Origin of the sequence: Pseudozobellia thermophila (assembly GCF_900141855.1) — a bacterium.
In the GTDB taxonomy this organism is placed as follows: domain Bacteria; phylum Bacteroidota; class Bacteroidia; order Flavobacteriales; family Flavobacteriaceae; genus Pseudozobellia; species Pseudozobellia thermophila.
This window is the reverse complement of the sequence record NZ_FQYU01000002.1, coordinates 592,476-610,499: the sequence shown is the minus strand read 5'-3', so window position 1 is coordinate 610,499 and position 18,024 is coordinate 592,476. Positions and strand designations below refer to the sequence as shown.

10 protein-coding genes are annotated in these 18,024 nt (G+C 46.1%); 5 read left to right on the top strand and 5 right to left on the bottom strand.

What is annotated here, in order from left to right:
- The 4 genes from BUB37_RS08045 (at position 1) to BUB37_RS08030 (ending at position 6,227) form a co-directional block, all read left to right on the top strand.
- The gene (locus BUB37_RS08045; protein ID WP_094766593.1) at positions 1–1,380 is read left to right on the top strand and encodes a glucoamylase family protein; all 1,380 of its coding nucleotides are present in this window, start codon (positions 1–3) and stop codon (positions 1,378–1,380) included.
- A complete protein-coding gene (locus BUB37_RS08040; RefSeq protein ID WP_072991500.1) occupies positions 1,380–2,174 on the top strand; it encodes a carboxylesterase family protein in 795 nt (264 codons plus the stop codon). The genes BUB37_RS08045 and BUB37_RS08040 overlap by 1 nt, the downstream gene beginning before the upstream one ends.
- 96 nt (positions 2,175–2,270) lie before the next feature.
- Positions 2,271–4,553 carry a beta-glucosidase BglX gene (gene bglX, locus BUB37_RS08035; RefSeq protein WP_094766592.1) on the top strand — a complete coding sequence of 761 codons (2,283 nt, stop codon included), beginning with the start codon at positions 2,271–2,273 and terminating at the stop codon, positions 4,551–4,553.
- Positions 4,554–4,595: 42 nt separating this feature from the next.
- Entirely contained in the window at positions 4,596–6,227 is a 1,632-nt protein-coding gene (locus BUB37_RS08030) for a sulfatase family protein (RefSeq protein WP_072991496.1), read from the top strand.
- Positions 6,228–6,310: 83 nt separating this feature from the next.
- On the opposite strand, the gene BUB37_RS08025 is transcribed toward BUB37_RS08030, so the two are convergent.
- The 5 genes from BUB37_RS08025 to BUB37_RS08005 form a co-directional block, all read right to left on the bottom strand.
- Positions 6,311–6,739, bottom strand: a complete 429-nt coding sequence (locus BUB37_RS08025; protein WP_072991492.1) for a PH domain-containing protein — start codon at positions 6,737–6,739, stop codon at positions 6,311–6,313.
- 307 nt (positions 6,740–7,046) lie between these two features.
- Positions 7,047–8,471, bottom strand: a complete 1,425-nt coding sequence (locus tag BUB37_RS08020) for an efflux transporter outer membrane subunit (protein ID WP_072992673.1) — start codon at positions 8,469–8,471, stop codon at positions 7,047–7,049.
- Position 8,472: 1 nt separating this feature from the next.
- Positions 8,473–11,622 (bottom strand): efflux RND transporter permease subunit, encoded by a 3,150-nt coding sequence (locus BUB37_RS08015; RefSeq protein ID WP_072991490.1) that lies wholly within the window; start codon positions 11,620–11,622, stop codon positions 8,473–8,475.
- Positions 11,623–11,634: 12 nt separating this feature from the next.
- Positions 11,635–12,741, bottom strand: coding sequence for an efflux RND transporter periplasmic adaptor subunit (locus BUB37_RS08010; RefSeq protein ID WP_072991488.1), 1,107 nt, complete (start codon positions 12,739–12,741; stop codon positions 11,635–11,637).
- Positions 12,742–12,898: 157 nt separating this feature from the next.
- Positions 12,899–13,288 carry a hypothetical protein gene (locus tag BUB37_RS08005; protein ID WP_072991485.1) on the bottom strand — a complete coding sequence of 130 codons (390 nt, stop codon included), beginning with the start codon at positions 13,286–13,288 and terminating at the stop codon, positions 12,899–12,901.
- Positions 13,289–13,623: 335 nt separating this feature from the next.
- Here BUB37_RS08005 and BUB37_RS08000 point away from each other — a divergent pair, with 335 nt between their 5' ends.
- Positions 13,624–17,742: a hybrid sensor histidine kinase/response regulator transcription factor gene (locus BUB37_RS08000; protein WP_072992670.1), complete on the top strand. Its 4,119-nt coding sequence runs from the start codon at positions 13,624–13,626 to the stop codon at positions 17,740–17,742.
- Positions 17,743–18,024: the final 282 nt, after the last annotated feature.

The following is an 18,024-nucleotide window of genomic DNA, read 5'->3' as shown; positions in this document are numbered from 1 at the left end:
ATGATAAAGACCAAGGTGTATATATTTTTAATGGGCGCGCTATTGTGGTCGTGTTCGGGGGGCGATGATTATACCTATGTTCCTTCTGAAATTCCTGGTGAATCGGAGGAGACCGTTGACGACGAACCGGAAATTACCGACGATGAATTGTTGGATCTGACACAAGAAGCGACCTTTAAGTATTTTTGGGATTTTGCCGAGGCCAACTCAGGGGGTGCCCGCGAACGTTATCACCCCGACGATACCTCAAACAGTGCCCATGTGGTGACTACCGGAGGAACCGGTTTTGGGCTAATGGCTCTTCTTGTAGGTATCGAAAGAGGATTTATTTCTAGGGATGAAGGCGTAGAACGATTGGAAAAAATACTGACTTTTTTAGAATCGGCCGATCGTTTTCACGGGGCTTGGCCGCATTGGATAGATGGTAGCTCTGGTGACGTAATTCCCTTTAGTACCGAGGATGATGGCGGCGATTTGGTAGAAACGGCTTTTTTGGCCCAAGGGCTTATCTGTGTTAAGGAATATTTTAAGGAAGGTTCCGATACCGAAAAAACTTTGGCCGAAAAGGCCGATACCCTTTGGAAAGGGGTGGAGTGGGACTGGTATACGCAAGGTGATAATGCACTTTACTGGCATTGGAGTCCTAATTACGGTTTTAACATAAACCTGAAGCTCTCGGGGTATAACGAGGTGTTGATCGCTTATATAATGGCGGCCGCCTCCCCAGATTATGGTATAGAAAAAGAGGTTTATACCGCTGGTTGGGCAAGCAACGGGGGTATTTTGTCCTCCAATACGGCTTATGGCTATCCGCTTTTGGTAAAACACAATGGGGCGGAAAACTACGGGGGACCCTTGTTCTGGGCACATTATTCGTACTTGGGACTTGATCCGAACGGACTTTCGGATGAGTACGTAAATTACTGGGATGTCAATGTAAACCATTCCAAGATCAATTATAAGTATTGTGTGGAGAATCCGAAGAACTTTGAAGACTATGGTGAGGATTGTTGGGGGCTTACGGCCAGTTATTCCAGAAATTCGGACGGTAGCATAGGGTATGCGGCCCATCACCCGGAAAACGACCTTGGGGTTATTTCACCAACGGCGGCCATAAGTTCCATTCCCTATACGCCGGAAGAATCTTTGGCGGCTTTACGGTATTTTTATAAAAACAAGGATAAATTACTGGGCGAGGCAGGCTTTTATGATGCCTTTAGTCCGGAGTACGGTTTTTGGGTGGCCGAGGCTTATTTGGCCATAGACCAAGGTCCGCAGATTATAATGATCGAGAATTATAGGACCGGTTTGCTTTGGAATTTGTTTATGCAAAACGAGGACGTGCAATCGGGACTTGAAAAACTTAATTTTACGTATTGATGAGGGTTCGTAACTATATTATTTGTTCGCTTCTTTTGTGGGGCATAGTCTATTTAGGGCATGCCCAGGACACTTCCCTTTTTGAAAAGGAAAAGTGGATTAAAAACGGGGACACGCTTTTATATCGTGTATTGTATCCCAAGGATTTTGACAAAAATGCATCCTATCCTTTGGTGCTCTTTTTACACGGGGCAGGCGAAAGGGGCAATGACAACGAAAAGCAACTGACCCACGGAACGACCTTGTTTACCAATGATGAAAACCGGTCTAATTACCCGGCGATCGTGGTGATGCCACAATGCCCCCAAGATGATTACTGGGCCCAGGTAAACGTGGATCGCAGCAATTATCCCATCGAACTCGATTTTCAGTTCGAAAAAGGACCGACCAAGGCCATGGGACAGGTCATGTCCTTATTGGAAGAGTTTCAACAAAAAAAGTATGTCAACCAACATCAGGTTTATGTGATGGGCCTGTCCATGGGAGGTATGGGTACCTATGAACTCTTGGCCAGAAAACCCCATACGTTTGCGGCGGCCATTCCCATTTGTGGGGCCGGCGACCCCGAACAAATAAAAAAATATGCCTTAAATACACCGATATGGGCCTTTCACGGGGCGAAGGACAATGTGGTGGCTCCATTGCATTCTTTTGAAATGGTAAGTGCATTGCTCAAAGCGGGGGCCTTTCCTAGATTTACGCTTTATGATCATGCGAACCACAACAGTTGGGATCCCGCATTCTCGGAACCCGATTTGCTATCGTGGCTCTTTTCACATCAACTTAAAAAATAAACTACAGGAATGTAGATCAGATTTTTTCATTTGAAGGGAAACCTTCGGTGATAAGGCTTTTCTATGCCCCAACATTCGTACAATTAAATTCATCATATGAAAAATAGGAGATCTATTTCGTACTTGTCCGTAATATTTTTTTGCTTGGTTTTTGCCAAGGTAAGGGCGCAAGAGAGTGTGCCCTTTGTAGAAGACCTTTTACAGAGAATGACCTTGGAAGAAAAAATAGGTCAGTTGAATTTGCCCGGCGCCGGGGATGTGGTTACCGGACAGGCCCAAAACTCCGATATTGCAAAGAAAATCGAAGAAGGAAAGGTAGGGGGCTTGCTCAACCTTACCTCGGTAGAGAAAATTAGGGAAGTACAAAAGATAGCGGTCGAAAAAAGCCGCTTAAAAATTCCCTTGTTATTTGGTCTCGATGTCATCCATGGCTACAAAACAACCTTCCCCATTCCTTTAGGGCTCTCAACTTCATGGGATATGTCCCTCATAGAAAAAACGGCCCGCATAGCGGCACAAGAAGCCAGTGCCGATGGGATCAACTGGACCTTCTCGCCCATGGTGGATATATCTAGGGATCCACGTTGGGGAAGGGTATCCGAAGGAAATGGGGAAGACCCTTATTTGGGAAGTGAAATCGCAAAGGCCATGGTCCGCGGATACCAGGGCGATGACCTTACCAAGAACAATACCATCATGGCCTGCGTGAAGCATTTTGCCCTTTATGGGGCTTCAGAAGCGGGGCGCGACTATAATACAGTGGATATGAGCCGGATCCGCATGTATAATGAATATCTGCCACCCTATAAGGCCGCAATCGACGAAGGTGTGGGGAGCGTAATGGCATCGTTCAATGAAATTGACGGAATTCCCGCTACGGGAAACAAATGGTTGCTCACCGATCTGTTAAGGAAACAATGGGGCTTTGAAGGCTTTGTGGTCACCGATTATACAGGAATCAATGAAATGGTGGCGCACGGTATGGGCGATTTGCAGACCAGCTCGGCCTTGGCCCTAAATGCCGGGGTAGATATGGATATGGTAGGGGAAGGCCTTTTGAACACCCTTCCCAAATCATTGGAAGAAGGTAAGGTAACGATGGAACAGATCGATAATGCCGTTCGAAGGATCTTAAAGGCCAAATATGACCTGGGTCTTTTTGATGACCCCTACAAATATTGCGAGGTGAAAAGGGCCCAAAAAGAGATTTATACCCAAGAAAACAGGGATTTTGCCAGGGAGGTCGCTGCGCAATCCATGGTATTGCTGAAGAACGAAAACCAATTACTGCCCTTAAAAAGAACCGGTACCATTGCCTTGGTAGGGCCTTTGGCCAATACCAGCGAGAACATGGCGGGTACGTGGAGCGTATCTACCGAACAAAGTAAATCGATCGCTTTGTTGGAGGGAATAAAGGAAGTGGCCGGTAAAAAGGTTGACATACTTTATGCCAAGGGAAGCAACCTGACCTACGATCCCGAACTGGAAGCAAGGGCGACGATGTTCGGAAAGAGCCTTAACAGGGATCAAAGGTCCGATGCCGAGTTGCTAAAAGAGGCCTTGGAGGTAGCGGAGAATGCCGATGTAATCGTGGCGGCACTTGGCGAAGCGGCAGAATTTAGTGGGGAGAGCAGCAGTCGAACGAATATTGAAATACCACAAGTGCAAAAAGACTTGTTGAACGCCCTGTTAAAAACAGGCAAACCTGTGGTGTTGGTTCTGTTTACGGGAAGACCTTTGGTGTTGAAGGAAGAAAGCAAAACGGTTCCGGCCATACTCAATGTGTGGTTTCCGGGAAGCGAGGCCGGCCTGGCCATTTCCGATGTGCTTTTCGGGGATGTGAACCCTTCAGGTAAACTCACGGCCACCTTCCCCCAAAACGTGGGACAGGTACCTATTTTTTATAACCATAAGAATACGGGCCGTCCGCTAAAGAACAAAGAAGGTAAATTTGAAAAGTTTACTTCCAATTATATCGATGAACGAAATGAACCTGTCTATCCTTTCGGTTACGGTCTCAGCTATACGACGTTCACATACGAAAACCTAAAACTAAGCTCCGATACCATGCGTGAAGGTGATACGTTGACGGTAAGCGTAGATGTGACCAATACGGGCGATTACGATGGTAAGGAAGTGGTACAGTTGTACATTCGAGACCTTGTGGGCTCGGTTACCAGACCGGTCAAGGAGTTGAAGGGCTTTCAAAAAGTGGCCTTGAAAAAAGGGGAAACCAAGACGGTAAGTTTTAACCTGACCATTGACGACCTCAAGTTTTACAATTATGATCTTGACTTTGTCGCCGAGCCCGGAGATTTCGAGGTCTTTGTAGGCGGTGATTCCAGCACGGAACAAAAGCTGGGCTTCACCCTTAAATAAAGCTTGATAACGATCAACGAAAAAACCTATCCATAAATAATTATGAGATACAAAGTCATACTGATATGGGCTTGTGTAGGAAGCATGGTCCTTTCCTGTAAAACGGAAAAAGCATCGGAAACTCCGGAAAAGAAAAGACCCAATATCATCTTTATCATGTCGGACGACCATGCTTCACAGGCCATAAGTGCCTATGGTCACCCCATCGGTAAGGTGGCGCCTACGCCCAACATAGACCGTTTGGCGACCAACGGGGCCTTGTTTCGCCATAATTTTGTGACCAATGCCATCTGTGGGCCCAGTAGGGCCGTAATTCTAACCGGAAAACACAGCCATATCAACGGGTTTAGGCAGAACGGCGACCATTTTGATGGCAATCAGCCCACCTTGCCCAAACTGTTGAAAAAAGCGGGCTATCAAACCGCTATTGTAGGTAAATGGCATTTACACGGATATCCCCAAGGATTTGATCATTGGAAAATCATTGTCGACCAGGGCAATTATTACAATCCCGATTTTATAGAAAATGGCGATACCACCCGTATCGAAGGATACGCCACCGATATCATTACCCACGATGCCCTCGACTGGCTGCAACACAAACGAAACGACACCGTGCCCTTCTTTTTAATGGTACATCACAAGGCCCCGCACCGCAACTGGATGCCCGCTTTGCGCCATGTCAACAAATATGACTCCGTACAATTTCCCTTGCCCGAGTCCTATTTTCCGACCTTTAAAAACCAACGGGCGGCGGAAGAACAATTGCAGACCATTTACGATGACATGTACGAAGGGCATGATCTTAAGATGACCAAGGCATATGGGAGTACCGAATTGGCACATAACCCTTGGACCACCGATTTTGAGAGAATGACCCCGGAGCAGCGCAAGCAATGGGATGCGGCCTATTTACCAAAGAACAATGCCTTTCACAAGGCCAACATGTCGGGCAGGCAATTGGCCGAATGGAAAGGGCAACGCTATTTACAGGATTACATGGCCACCATTGCCGCAGTGGACGAAGGTGTGGGGAGTATTTTGGATTATTTGGAAGAAAGCGGCCTCGATGAAAATACCTTGGTGGTCTATACCTCTGATCAGGGTTTTTACCTAGGGGAGAAAGGATGGTTCGACAAACGTTTTATGTACGAAGAATCCTTTAGTTCGCCCTTGCTGATGCAGTTGCCGGGAACCATAGCACCCGGAACAAAGGTAGATGCCATGGTACAAAACCTCGATTTTGCCCAGACCTTTCTTGATTTTGCCGGGTTGAACGATTTAGGGAAAGACATGCAGGGCCAATCCTTTAAGGGGCTTTTGGACGGTAGTATGGACGAAGCCGATTTTAGGGATGTTGTGTATTATCACTATTACGACTACCCCGCCTTTCACATGGTGAAAAAACACTATGGTATCCGTACGAAACGCTTTAAGCTGATGCATTTTTATGACGATATAGACACTTGGGAGCTCTACGACTTAAAAAGAGATCCGCACGAACTTCACAATGTGTATTCGGATAGGGGCTATAGCGGAATTGTAGCGAATATGCACCGTAAACTGGATTCCGTGCAAAAGGTTTACAAAATAACCGACAAGGAGTTTGAAAAAGCTTCGCCCGAAGACATCGACAAAGCCTATAAACAATTTAAACGCTTAAGGGGAAAATAGGAGGGGTGGAAGCAAACAAAGGTTGGCCTTAAACCTTATATGGGCAAGCCCCAATGGAGGGTGGACCAAAAACCCGGTACCGCTTATTCACTTATTTTGATATCGCTTTTCAACTCCAATAGTTTTCTGATAAAGGATTCATTGGTTTGCGGACTTATATAGATTTCGTTATAGGTATCGTACTTAACAATGAGTCCTTTTCTCGCGGTTGCCGGCCTAAAACCTATATAGAGGGTCTTCCCCTTTACAATTTCGGTAATACGGTCTAAACGGATTTTTCCGCTAATAGGGCCCCATCGATAAAAAAGGCCCTCTTTACCTAGTTCGTAATAGGTGCCAAAATAAAACCACAGCAAGGCCAGGCAAACACCTATCACAATGGGTAAGGTCCAATATTCGCCGGAATCCATTTCCCCTTTTAGGAGGCCTATGACGGTTAGGCCCAGTATAAGGGCGCACGACCCCAACATCACCGTGCTGAAAAAGGCATCTTTCTTACTCTTAAATTTCACAGGAAGGTTTTTATCTTTCGCACCCTACCGTACTAAAATGATTTACAGCGGATTGTTGTTTGTTAAAACGAAAGTTAGTGATTTTTTTAATGAATCAAGTGGGGTGCTTTCTCTGGAAATCTTTTTCATATTTGACCTATTATTATAAAAACCACAATTACAGCACTTGGAAATATCGAGTATGTTGCACATTAATAAAATGAGCAGGTTTCGGGGATAAGAACGGAATTATCATCTTTTAACCCTTCCATACAATTCTAAAGAAACTCCCCGATTTCTCGGGGAGTGTATGCTTGTTTTACCTGTATTATTGCCAACCGCCACCTAGGGCTTTGTAAATAGATACGGTAGCCAATTGCTGGCGTTTATTTAGGGCAATCAGTTCCAGTTGGGCCTGTAGCGAATTTTGCTGCGCCATCAACACCTCCAAGTAATCGGCCTTGGCCATTCTATAGAATTCCGCGGATGCCTCTATGGCATTTTCCAATACTTGGTTTTGCTGTTCCTTTATTTCCTTGGTCTCTTGCAGGTTCCGAAGGTTCGAAAGCCCATTGGCCACTTCCATATACCCGTTTAAAACGGTTTTTTGGTACTGGTACATGGCCGTTAATTGTTGGGCCTTCGCATTATGGAATTCCGCTTTTAAAGCCTTTCTGTTGATCAAGGGCGCCACGAGTCCGCCTATGGCCGAATAGCCTATAGAGGTGGGCGAACGGAACAAAAACTTTGAATCGAAAGCTTGATACCCCCCAGTAGCTTCGATAGCAAGACTCGGAAAAAAGGCCGCTTTAGCCGTTTTAACATCAAACTTACTGGCACGTAGCTCTAGTTCGGCTTCCCGTATATCGGGGCGGTACGCAAGCAACTGTGCCGGAACGCCCGATGCTATCTGCCGGGGCAGTTCTTTGAACAAAGACCTCTTTTCCCTTGGTATGGGTTGTGGAAACCTGCCCATCAGAAAATTGATCTTGTTTTCGGTTTCCACGATCTGTTGCAGGGTTTCCTTTTCATGTGCGCGGGTATTCAGCAATTGGGCAAGAAACTGTTGCACGGCCAATTCGTTCGCCTTGCCCACTTCCTTTTGCAACTCTACCACCTCAAACGCTTCCTGCTGTTTTCGCAGGGTCTGCCGTACAATGTCCAACTCATTGTCCAAGGCCAGCAGGTCGTAATACGAGGCTGCAATATCGGCCACTAGGTTCGACACCACAAAATTCTTCCCTTCAATACTAGCCAAATATCTAGAAAGGGCCGCCTTACGGCTATTTCGCAGTTTTCCCCAAATATCGATTTCCCATGTAGCTGTCAATCCAGCAAAATAATCCTGTACGGGATTGGGTATTGTCCTTCCCTCGAATTCGGTAGTGGAATTCCCTGCAAAGCCCTCGGTGTACTTGGCGTACTTGGTAGTCGCGGCCGTAAAAGACCCTTCTATTTTCGGAAACAGTTCGCCATTGGCAAAGCGAAGTCCCGAACGGGCCGCCTCAATGCGCTGCAGCGCCATTTGTAGGTCGAGATTATTGGCAAGGGCCGTATCGATAAGTTGTATCAAATAGTCATCGGCAAAAAATTCTTTCCAGTCGATACGTGCAACGGTCGTAGTATCGCCCTGGGCGGTACCGTATTTTTCGGGCAGCGGTTTGTGCTTGGCCGAAATATCGGTTTTCATTGTTTTACAGCTGCCCAAAATCAAGATAAGGAACAGCACATATACGGTTTTATACTTTTTCATTTTATACTTTTTCGAGAATAGGTATTTCATTTTTTGGGTTTCGTCCGTATTTCTCCGTCAATAGGGCAAACACGAAGTAGAGTCCGGGTATGATGACGACCCCGACAAGGGTTCCCACGAACATTCCCCCAAAGGCGGCGGCACCAATGGTCTTACTGCCCACGGCTCCCGCGCCCGAGGCGAAGACCAACGGCAAGAGTCCCGCTATAAAGGCAAAAGATGTCATAAGTATTGGCCTAAGGCGCAATCGGGCCCCTTCGATGGTGGCCTCTAGGGCCGTTTTACCTTCCCTGTGCTTTTGGGTAGCGAACTCAACGATTAGAATGGCATTTTTGCCCAACAGCCCAATAAGCATCACCATGGCGATCTGGGCATAAATGTTGTTCTCAAGCCCTAGGACCGTTAGGAACATAAAGGCACCGAAAATTCCTGTGGGCAACGAAAGAATCACGGGTAGGGGTAACAGGAAACTTTCATATTGTCCGGACAGGATGAGATAGATGAACAAAAGACAAATAAAGAAAATAACAGTACCCTCGTTTCCGGCATTGGCTTCATCATACGATATTCCCGACCAGGCGATATCATAGCCCTTAGGTAGTTTTTCCCTTGCTACCTCCCTTATCGCCTTTAGGGCGTCGCCACTACTATAGCCCGGTGCTTCCTCTCCGTTAAGGGCTACGGCGTTGTACATATTGTAGCGCTCTATTTGGTCCACTCCGTACGATTTTTCTAGAGTGATGAAGGTGGAAATAGGAACCATTTCGCCCCTGTCGTTTTTTACCCTGAACTGCAAGATATCCTCTGGGTCGGCCCTGTATTCCGGTAAGGCCTGCACCATTACCTTGTAGGTCTTTCCGAACTTGATAAAGTTAGAGGCATATTCACTTCCTACCAAGGTAGAAAGGGTACCCATGGCATTGTTGACCGTTACGCCCTTTTGTGCGGCCTTGTCGTAATCTACCTTTAAAATATACTGTGGTATGTTGGCGTTAAAGGTGGTAAAACAATAGCCTATTTCGGGACGGTCTTCCAAGGCCTTGATAAAGGTATAGGTAACGGATTCCAAAGTCTTTAAATCACCATGGCCCGATTTGTCCAATAGTTTTACTTCGAACCCACTGGCATTTCCGTAACCCGGAACGGGGGGTGGAGGAAAAAACTCTATCTCGGCATCCTTGATATGGGCCGTCCGCTCCTTCATTTCCGCTATAACATCCTCTACCGTGGCATTGCGCTCGCTCCATTCCTTTAGGTTCACCAAAAAACTGCCATAAGTAGCTCCAGTACCGTCAGAAAGTATATTGGTCCCCGCTAGGGATGAAATACTTTCCACATCTTTCATATCTCGAATTTCCGCGGCAAAAGCATCTACTACCGTCTTGGTCCTTTCCAAGGTAGAACCCGGGGGCGTCAACACGTTTACATAGAACATGCCCTGATCTTCATTCGGAATAAAACCGGTACGTAAAACCTTGCTAAAAATACCCGTACCTATTACAAAGGCCACCAAGATACCCCATGTCACCACCTTTCTGTTAACAATACGGTTCAACAGGTTTTTATACCGGTCTTCCAAATTTTCGTACCAACAATTGAAGCGCGAAAAGAAGGGGTCGAGAAAAGTTCTTTTCTCCTTATCGGGATGTTTCAACAGCAAGGAGCACAAAGCGGGCGCCAAGGTAAGGGCCACAAGCCCCGATAAGACAATGGCAATGGCCATGGTGAGGGCAAACTGTCGGAAGAAAATCCCCGAAGGCCCACTCATAAAGGCTACCGGAACGAATACGGCCGACATCACCAAGGTAATGGCGACAATGGCCCCGCTAATTTCTTTCATGGCCGCCTGTGTGGCTTCTTTCGCATTCAGGTTATGGCGTTCCATTTTCGCATGAACGGCCTCTACCACAACAATGGAATCATCTACCACAATACCAATTACGATCACCAAGGCAAAAAGTGTAATCAGGTTAAGTGAAAATCCAAAGAACTGCATAAAGAAAAACGTACCTACAATGGATACGGGTACCGCCAGGGCCGGAATTAAGGTAGCACGCCAGTTTTGAAGAAATACGAAAACGACCAAGGTTACCAAAAGTAAGGCCTCGATAAAGGTTTTGATGACTTCATGGATAGAGGCGTCCATAAAACGTGATATATCATAACTAACCTCATAATCCATACCCTCAAGAAACATAGATTCCTTAAGTTCTTCCATACGTTTCTTAACATTATCGATTACCTCTTTGGCATTGGTTCCCGGTAGTTGTTTTAAAATAATGGAAGCCGCCGGCCTTTCGTTGAACTTGGCCTCCACATCAAAATATTCGGTACCGAACTCTACTTCCGCAATGTCCTTTATTCGTAATATCTGCCCTTGAGCAGTAGCTTTTATAGGGATGTTTGCATACTCTTCCTCAGAGTTGAACCTTCCGGCGTAGCTCAAAATATATTGTAGGATAGCGTTTTTGGTCCTTTCCGAATTCTCTCCGATAATACCTGGGGAAGCCTCTAGGTTTTGTTCCTCCAAGGCGTTCAGCACGTCTTGTGTCGTAATATCATAGGCCAACATCCTGTCCGGCTTCAACCAAATACGCATGGCGTACTCCTTGGCTCCCAAGATATTCGCATACCCGACGCCTTTGACCCGTTTTAATTCGGACAGCACATTTAAATCGGCAAAATTATGGATGAACTTCTCGGTCATTTCAGGGTCGTCACTGAACAGGTTGATGTACATTAAAATGGCATTTGTCTCCTTGCCTATTAAGACACCACGCTCTATTACTTCGGGTGGAAGTTCACCCATTACGTCGGTAATCCGGTTCTGTACGTTCACGGCGGCATCGTTGATATCGGTTCCGGTTTCAAAGATGACTTGAACCACACCCACACCGTCACTGCCCACATTGCTGCTCATATACTTCATATCGGGCACACCGTTAATGGCGCGCTCCAAGGGTTCTATGGCAGATTTGGCAACCGTCTCGGCATTGGCTCCTTGGTACTCTACCTCTACGTTCACCTCTGGAGGGGCCACCGAGGGAAAAAGGGCCATAGGCAATTGAAAGATGGACAAGATGCCCAGAAACAAAATAATCAACGAGATGACTATCGCCAACACAGGGCGATTTATAATATTCACTTTCATGGTTTTTAATGATTAATGGTTAAAAACTTGAGAAAATGAAACTGTTTCAGGAATGATCTTATCCCCCTCTTTTACATGCTGCACCCCTTCTAGAAGAATACGGTCTTTTGGACCCAGTCCCGTTTCAACGACAAAAAGATGGGGCATTCGCAATGAGGGAGATATTTTCCGTACTTCTAACGTATGGTCATCGCCCACAACAAAAACACACAAGTGTTCTTGGCGATTGAAAGTGGCTTTTTGGGGTATGAACAAGGCATTCCTTACCTTATTTCTGATCCGCACCTTTCCCGTTTCCCCATGTTTTAATACATTATCGGGGTTGGGAAACTTGGCACGAAAGGCAATGGTTCCGGTATTACGGTCAAATTCACTTTCAGTAGTCTCTATAACACCCTTAAACGGGTAGCGATTGCCATCTGCCAGAATCAAGGAAACTTCCTTTAATTCATTGACATCCATAGAAGACATATATTTTAAATAATCGACCTCTGAAATATTGAAGTAGGCGAACATGGCCTTGTTGTTGGAAATAGTGGTGAGCAAGGTACCCTCTTCGACCAAACTCCCTTCCTTTTGGGGAATGCGGTTGATAATACCATCATAAGGAGCCTTTATCTGGGCAAAGGAAAGATTGAGCTCCGCTTCGGCCTCTTCCGCTAGGGCTTCCTTATATTTTGCCTCCAATGCCTCCAATTTGGCCGCTGCCAAATCGTACTCCGATCGAGAGATGAAATTTTTGTCCAATAACTTTTTTGAGCCTTGCAACTCTATTTTTGCCGCATTGAGTTCGGCCGAAACACTCTTGGTGGCAGCCTTGGCCTTTTGCAGGTTTTGTTGATACACGCTGGTGTTGATGGTAAAAAGCACCTGCCCCTTGCGGACTTCCTGTCCCTCGTCGACCAAAATAGACTCTATAAATCCGCCGACACGTGCACGGATCTCTACATGTTGAAAAGCGTTTATGTCAGCTACATAATCGTTGGTAGATACGGTATCCTTTACCAAGGGCCGAACCACTTTAAAATGTTCCTCTTTTTTTGATTGTTCTTTTTTAGATGTACATGAGGCGGCTAACATCATAGCGAACACCCCCAAAAACCATATATAATTCTTCATTGTTTTTAGATTTTAAATTAAAATAGGGGAGGATAAAACTCCCGTAACGGAAATATCGGACCCGGTACGGCAAAACAATGGACTACTACATCACTTGATAAAAGCAAAGGGAAGCTTTGGTCTGCGAACCAGGTTTAATGCAAATAAAAATGAAGAATTACACCTTGGGCGGTGGGGGTATTATTTCGGGATGAAATTGTTCGGCATAGGCATCGTGATAGAAGAATATGGAGTGCCGAACAGCGATATCGTCAGAAGCGAACATAAATTCGGATAGCGACCTCTCTTGACACAAAACAGGTTGAAAGTTCAATTTTACCATCAAACTATTGTTGGTATCGTCATCTTCCTGTTCCGGAACGGCGTTTTCAATACCCAACAGTTCCTCCAGCACTATCTCTACGATACTTTCCATATCGTTGTAACTCAAGTCCTCTGGAATATAATTGGGTTGGGTATCGGGCGGATCTACACTAAGGTTGAGGATGTTCAGTGCCATCAAAAACCAAAACAGCCGTAGATTGATATGTTTGCGAACAAATTTCATAAAGCAATTGTCAAAGTTAGGCAATTACTCCAATTTGTATACAAGGCTTGGAACTAAAAAGTTGGGGTAGAGGGTGGGTTCTTTTTTTCTAGAAGGGACCGGATATCTCATCCCAAATCGTGTATATTGTCCCTTTGTCATTATGACATTGACACCCCCGCAGGGTATAATTCATACCGATCCTCCCCAAAAGCTTAACGTAGGACGGAATTAAGGATTGCCCTACCCACCAAGCACGCTTTTTTGTTATATTGACTTTTTTGTAGTCAAAAATACGTTTGTTTCAAAAAAACAAGTTTTATTTTCGAAGGTTAAAAAGAAAGGATGCGTTTTATATGAGAAACCTACAGCTAGTGTATTTGGCCATTTTTAGCACGCTTTGCTGGCATATTAGGGCCCAGGAAGTAGCGGAGAAATTGGATTTTTATACCATCAAGGACGGTATTTCGCAGGTAGGTATTCACACGATTTCCCAAGACGACAAGGGTTTTATATGGATAGGCACCCATGGGTCAGGTATTTATCGATATGATGGAATGGACTATGTATCCTATAGACCAAAGGCCCATAACCACAAGACCCTTACCAGTAGTTTTGTATACTGCACCTATTTAGACCATGAAAACCGCCTATGGGTCGGAACGAATGTCGGCCTGGCCCTTTACGATAGGCAAAAGGACGAGTTCACGCACATTCCTTTGCGGTCGACAAGGGGAGAGAACTTGGGAAACGTCGGAATAATAAGCCTGCAGGGCGATGCGAAGGGAAACCTGTACATGGGCACGAGCGAACAGGGTATATTTTTAATGCATCTCGATAGCTTTAAGATTGAAAAGCTGCCTTTTAACAATCCGAATCCCGATAAATTCCTTGCGGTCAACGATATTCGAATTCTAGAGCATGGGGTGCTGTATGCGGCATCCAGCAAGGGAATTCTAGAAATAGACCCCAAAACGAAACAGGTCGATTATGCCCTCTTTAGAAACGGCGACGACGCCATGACGATAACAGCGCCTATGCAGTCCCTGTTCGTCGATTCGGAAAATGCTATTTGGGGCGGTTCGATTTTCGACGGGGTGTACAAAATACAACCGCCCACCGAGCGTCAAATGCCCTCGGTACAAAATTATAGGTTTACCTCGAACAACATTTTTTCGATCATAGAATCGCCCTACGGAAGCATTCTATGTGGTACGGAGAACGACGGGCTCTATAGTTTGGATAAGAACGGAGCGGTCGAGCACCATTATTTGTTCGATAAAAACGACGAAAACAGTATCTTATCGAATTCGGTATGGTCGCTCTATAGGGACAAGGATGAAAGAATTTGGATGGGCTACTACAATCGGGGCGTGGTCGTCCACGACAAATTCTACAATAAATTTAGAAAAATACAGAGCCTCTATAACAAAGACAATTCCTTGCAGATAAGTTCGGTCACCTCAATTGTCGGCGATAACGAGGATCGTTTATGGATAGCCATGGACGGCGGTGGGATCGATATCCTCGACAGGGCCACCGATACCTTTACCCATATCAATACGGGCAGCACTTCTTATTATAAGGGGTTGACAAGCGATTATATTCAGTCTTTGTTCATCGATAGTCGCCAGAATATTTGGGTAGGTAGTTGGGACAAAGGCCTGTTTTTTCTGAAAAAGGGAGGCAAAAGCTTTATCCCCTATAAATTCCCCGTGGTCCATGAGCGAAAAGGATCGAGTGCGGTGATGACTTTTGCCGAAGACACCAAGGGAACCGTATGGATCGGAACCTTTAACCAAGGGCTCTATTCGTATCGGCTTCCCGATGACGGGAACTACCGTTTTGATGCCTCATCGTTTACCTCGCACGACCTGGCGGGGAGCTATATAAACAAAATTGTAGTCGATCCCCTTGATCGGGTATGGGTCGCCACGACCAATGGCTTGATCAAGGTGGTACGCCATCAGGACGACACCTTCGAGAACCTGTTGATGAACGGTTTTTTGGCAACGGACGAGACCCCGGGTTACAATCATTACGACATTGTCTCGATGTATGCCGATACCAAGGACCATTTGTGGCTCGGTACCCGTGGCCTAGGCCTATTGGAGTTCGATATTTCCAAAAACCGAACTACGTGGCACAATTTATCAAGCGGTCTGCACATGCTCAACGTAAACGGAATTATCGAAGATGCCCAAGGAAATTTATGGTTGGACGGGGACACGGGGGTTATCAAGTTCGATACCGAAAGCAAGGAGCACATCAATTATACCAAGCGGGACGGATTGGTTTCCAGTCACTATAACAATAACGCGGTTTACAAGGACAGGGAGGATAGGCTCTATTTTGGGGGCAACCAGGGAATCGATTATTTCGACCCGAATAAAATATACGTACTGAATACCCCGCCCAAGGTTTATCTCAAGAACTTGAAGGTATTCAACAAGAACATCGATCCGGCCGACAATGGATCTACGCTTGACAAGGTGCTTTCGCAAACCGATAGTATTGTTTTGACCAACAAACAGTCCGTTTTCACCATTGACTATTCGGGCATTAATTTTACGAGGCCCGAGGAAAACCGTTACGCCTATTACCTCGAGGGCTATGAACGCGATTGGAACTATGTGGACAAGGATCGGAGCGCCACCTATACCAATTTGGATGCGGGCGATTATGTCTTTAAGGTAAAGGCCGCGAATAACGATGGGGTGTGGAGCCAGGCCCCCGTTTCGCTGCACATCAAGGTATTGCCCCCGTGGTGGAAGTCCAATTGGGCCATACTGGGCTATGCATTGCTCGTTCTGCTGTTCCTTTATTTGATACGGAATTTCGAAAAGAAGCGGATCATAGACCGGCAGCAGGTCGAAATCGAACGTCAGAAAAGATTGAGGGAGGAAGAATTGCATAAAGAAAGAATCCAATTCTTTACCAATGTGGCCCACGAGTTCAGTTCGCCCCTTACCTTGATTCTAAATCCTATAAGGGATATCTTGAACGAGGAGGTAGACAAGGCCTCCTACCGGCTTAAGGTCAAATACCTGACCATCTATAAGAACACCGAACGCCTTATTCGGCTTATAAACGAATTGCTCGACTTTAGTAAACTGGAGTCGAACAAGCAGAAAGTACGGGCAAAGCGATTGAACCTTGTGCCCTTTGTAAAGGCAATTGCCGACCATTTTAACGAAGAGGCCTATTCGAACCACATCGACCTAAAACTCGATTTTGATGAAGAAGTACTAGGGCTTTGGGCAGATGAGGGCATGCTTGAGAAAATCATATTCAATTTGCTTTCGAATGCGTTCAAGGTAACCCCCCAGGGCGGAACCATTGGCGTTGAGGTGAGGCAAAACGGTGCGTATGTGGAATTTAGGGTCTCCGATACGGGACCTGGTCTGGAAGAAGGGGAATTGAAGAAACTGTTTGAGAGGTTCTACCAGGTCGATTCGCTCAAGAACAGTTACTACAACGGGGCCGGGATAGGCCTCGAACTGGTCCATAGCTTTGTAAGGCTCCACAAGGGCCGCGTCGATGTGGAAAGTACGCGGGGCAAGGGCACTGTCTTTACGGTGTTGCTGCCCTCCGGAAATAAACATTTTAGCGATTCGGAGCTTGTCGACGAGGGCGGTAAACTGGCTTCGGTCAAACCGGCCTTGACCAAGATCGGTCCGGTTCAGGAGGCGGAATTTCCCGAGAGCAACCGGAGGTTGGACAAGACCTTGCTTATCGTCGAGGACGATGCGGAACTGCGAAACTATCTGAAGGCCGAGTTTAAAAAAGACTACAAGATCCTTGTCGCTAAAAATGGCAACGAAGGCTTGGGCCTGGCCCTGGAAGTGCTTCCCGACGTCATCATAACCGATGTCGTAATGCCCGAAAAAGACGGCTACGAGCTTTGCGAAGCCGTCCGAACGGACATAAGGACAAGCCATATACCGATAATGATGCTTACGGCCAAAACCCAGGAAGATCATAGAATTTCAGGAATAGGAAAGGGGGCCGATGTGTATTTGGCCAAACCCTTTGACATGAAGCTGGTAAGGTTGCACCTCAATCAGCTCATTCACAGTAGGGAGGTCATCTATAAAAAATACTTTAAATCAATGGGCGAAATGCCCGATAATGCCAGTATAACCTCGTTGGACAAGGCCTTTGTCGAAAGGGCCATAGATTATATCCACAAAAACATCGCCAACACCAACCTGGGGGTCGAGTCCCTGGCCGGTCACTTGCATTTGAGCAGGAGCCAGTTGTATAGAAAAATAAAGGCACTCACCAATCAAACGGCCAATGAGTTCATCAGGAACCAAAGGCTTCAAATGGCGAGGAAGCTTATCGAGAGCGGAAATACCGATTTGGCCGATATCTGTACCAAGGTTGGTTTTTCGTCTACCACCTATTTTTCACAGCGCTTTAAGGAATACTTCGGCATGCTGCCTACGGAAGTGAAGGAAAAAAAGACCTAATTGGCCTTTAAGGGAAGAGGGGAGGCCTAGCAAATCGCACGGTTCCCTTGGTCGTTAACCCATCTATTCCCGTCAAAGTACCTGTGACGGGCCTACCGAATATCTTGTCCTGGTCCACTTGGGCCGGGTAGGCCCACCCATCGCTTTATATCAATTGAAATGCCCGTTCCCGTTCCCCTGCGCACAAAATTGCGGTTTGCTCGTTCCGTTGCAGTACAAGGCCTGGTTCGGCCTAAGGGACAGGCCTTCAACAACGAATGTTGCACCTGAACTTATAAATGT

What these genes read in the sequence shown, in the direction of transcription:
- BUB37_RS08000 (WP_072992670.1), top strand. Translation starts at nt 13,624, where the DNA reads ATGAGAAACCTACAGCTAGTGTATTTGGCCATTTTTAGCACGCTTTGC.
- BUB37_RS08015 (WP_072991490.1), bottom strand. Translation starts at nt 11,622, where the DNA reads ATGAAAGTGAATATTATAAATCGCCCTGTGTTGGCGATAGTCATCTCG.
- BUB37_RS08020 (WP_072992673.1), bottom strand. Translation starts at nt 8,471, where the DNA reads ATGAAAAAGTATAAAACCGTATATGTGCTGTTCCTTATCTTGATTTTG.
- BUB37_RS08005 (WP_072991485.1), bottom strand. Translation starts at nt 13,288, where the DNA reads ATGAAATTTGTTCGCAAACATATCAATCTACGGCTGTTTTGGTTTTTG.
- BUB37_RS08010 (WP_072991488.1), bottom strand. Translation starts at nt 12,741, where the DNA reads ATGAAGAATTATATATGGTTTTTGGGGGTGTTCGCTATGATGTTAGCC.
- BUB37_RS08045 (WP_094766593.1), top strand. Translation starts at nt 1, where the DNA reads ATGATAAAGACCAAGGTGTATATATTTTTAATGGGCGCGCTATTGTGG.
- BUB37_RS08030 (WP_072991496.1), top strand. Translation starts at nt 4,596, where the DNA reads ATGAGATACAAAGTCATACTGATATGGGCTTGTGTAGGAAGCATGGTC.
- bglX (WP_094766592.1), top strand. Translation starts at nt 2,271, where the DNA reads ATGAAAAATAGGAGATCTATTTCGTACTTGTCCGTAATATTTTTTTGC.
- BUB37_RS08040 (WP_072991500.1), top strand. Translation starts at nt 1,380, where the DNA reads ATGAGGGTTCGTAACTATATTATTTGTTCGCTTCTTTTGTGGGGCATA.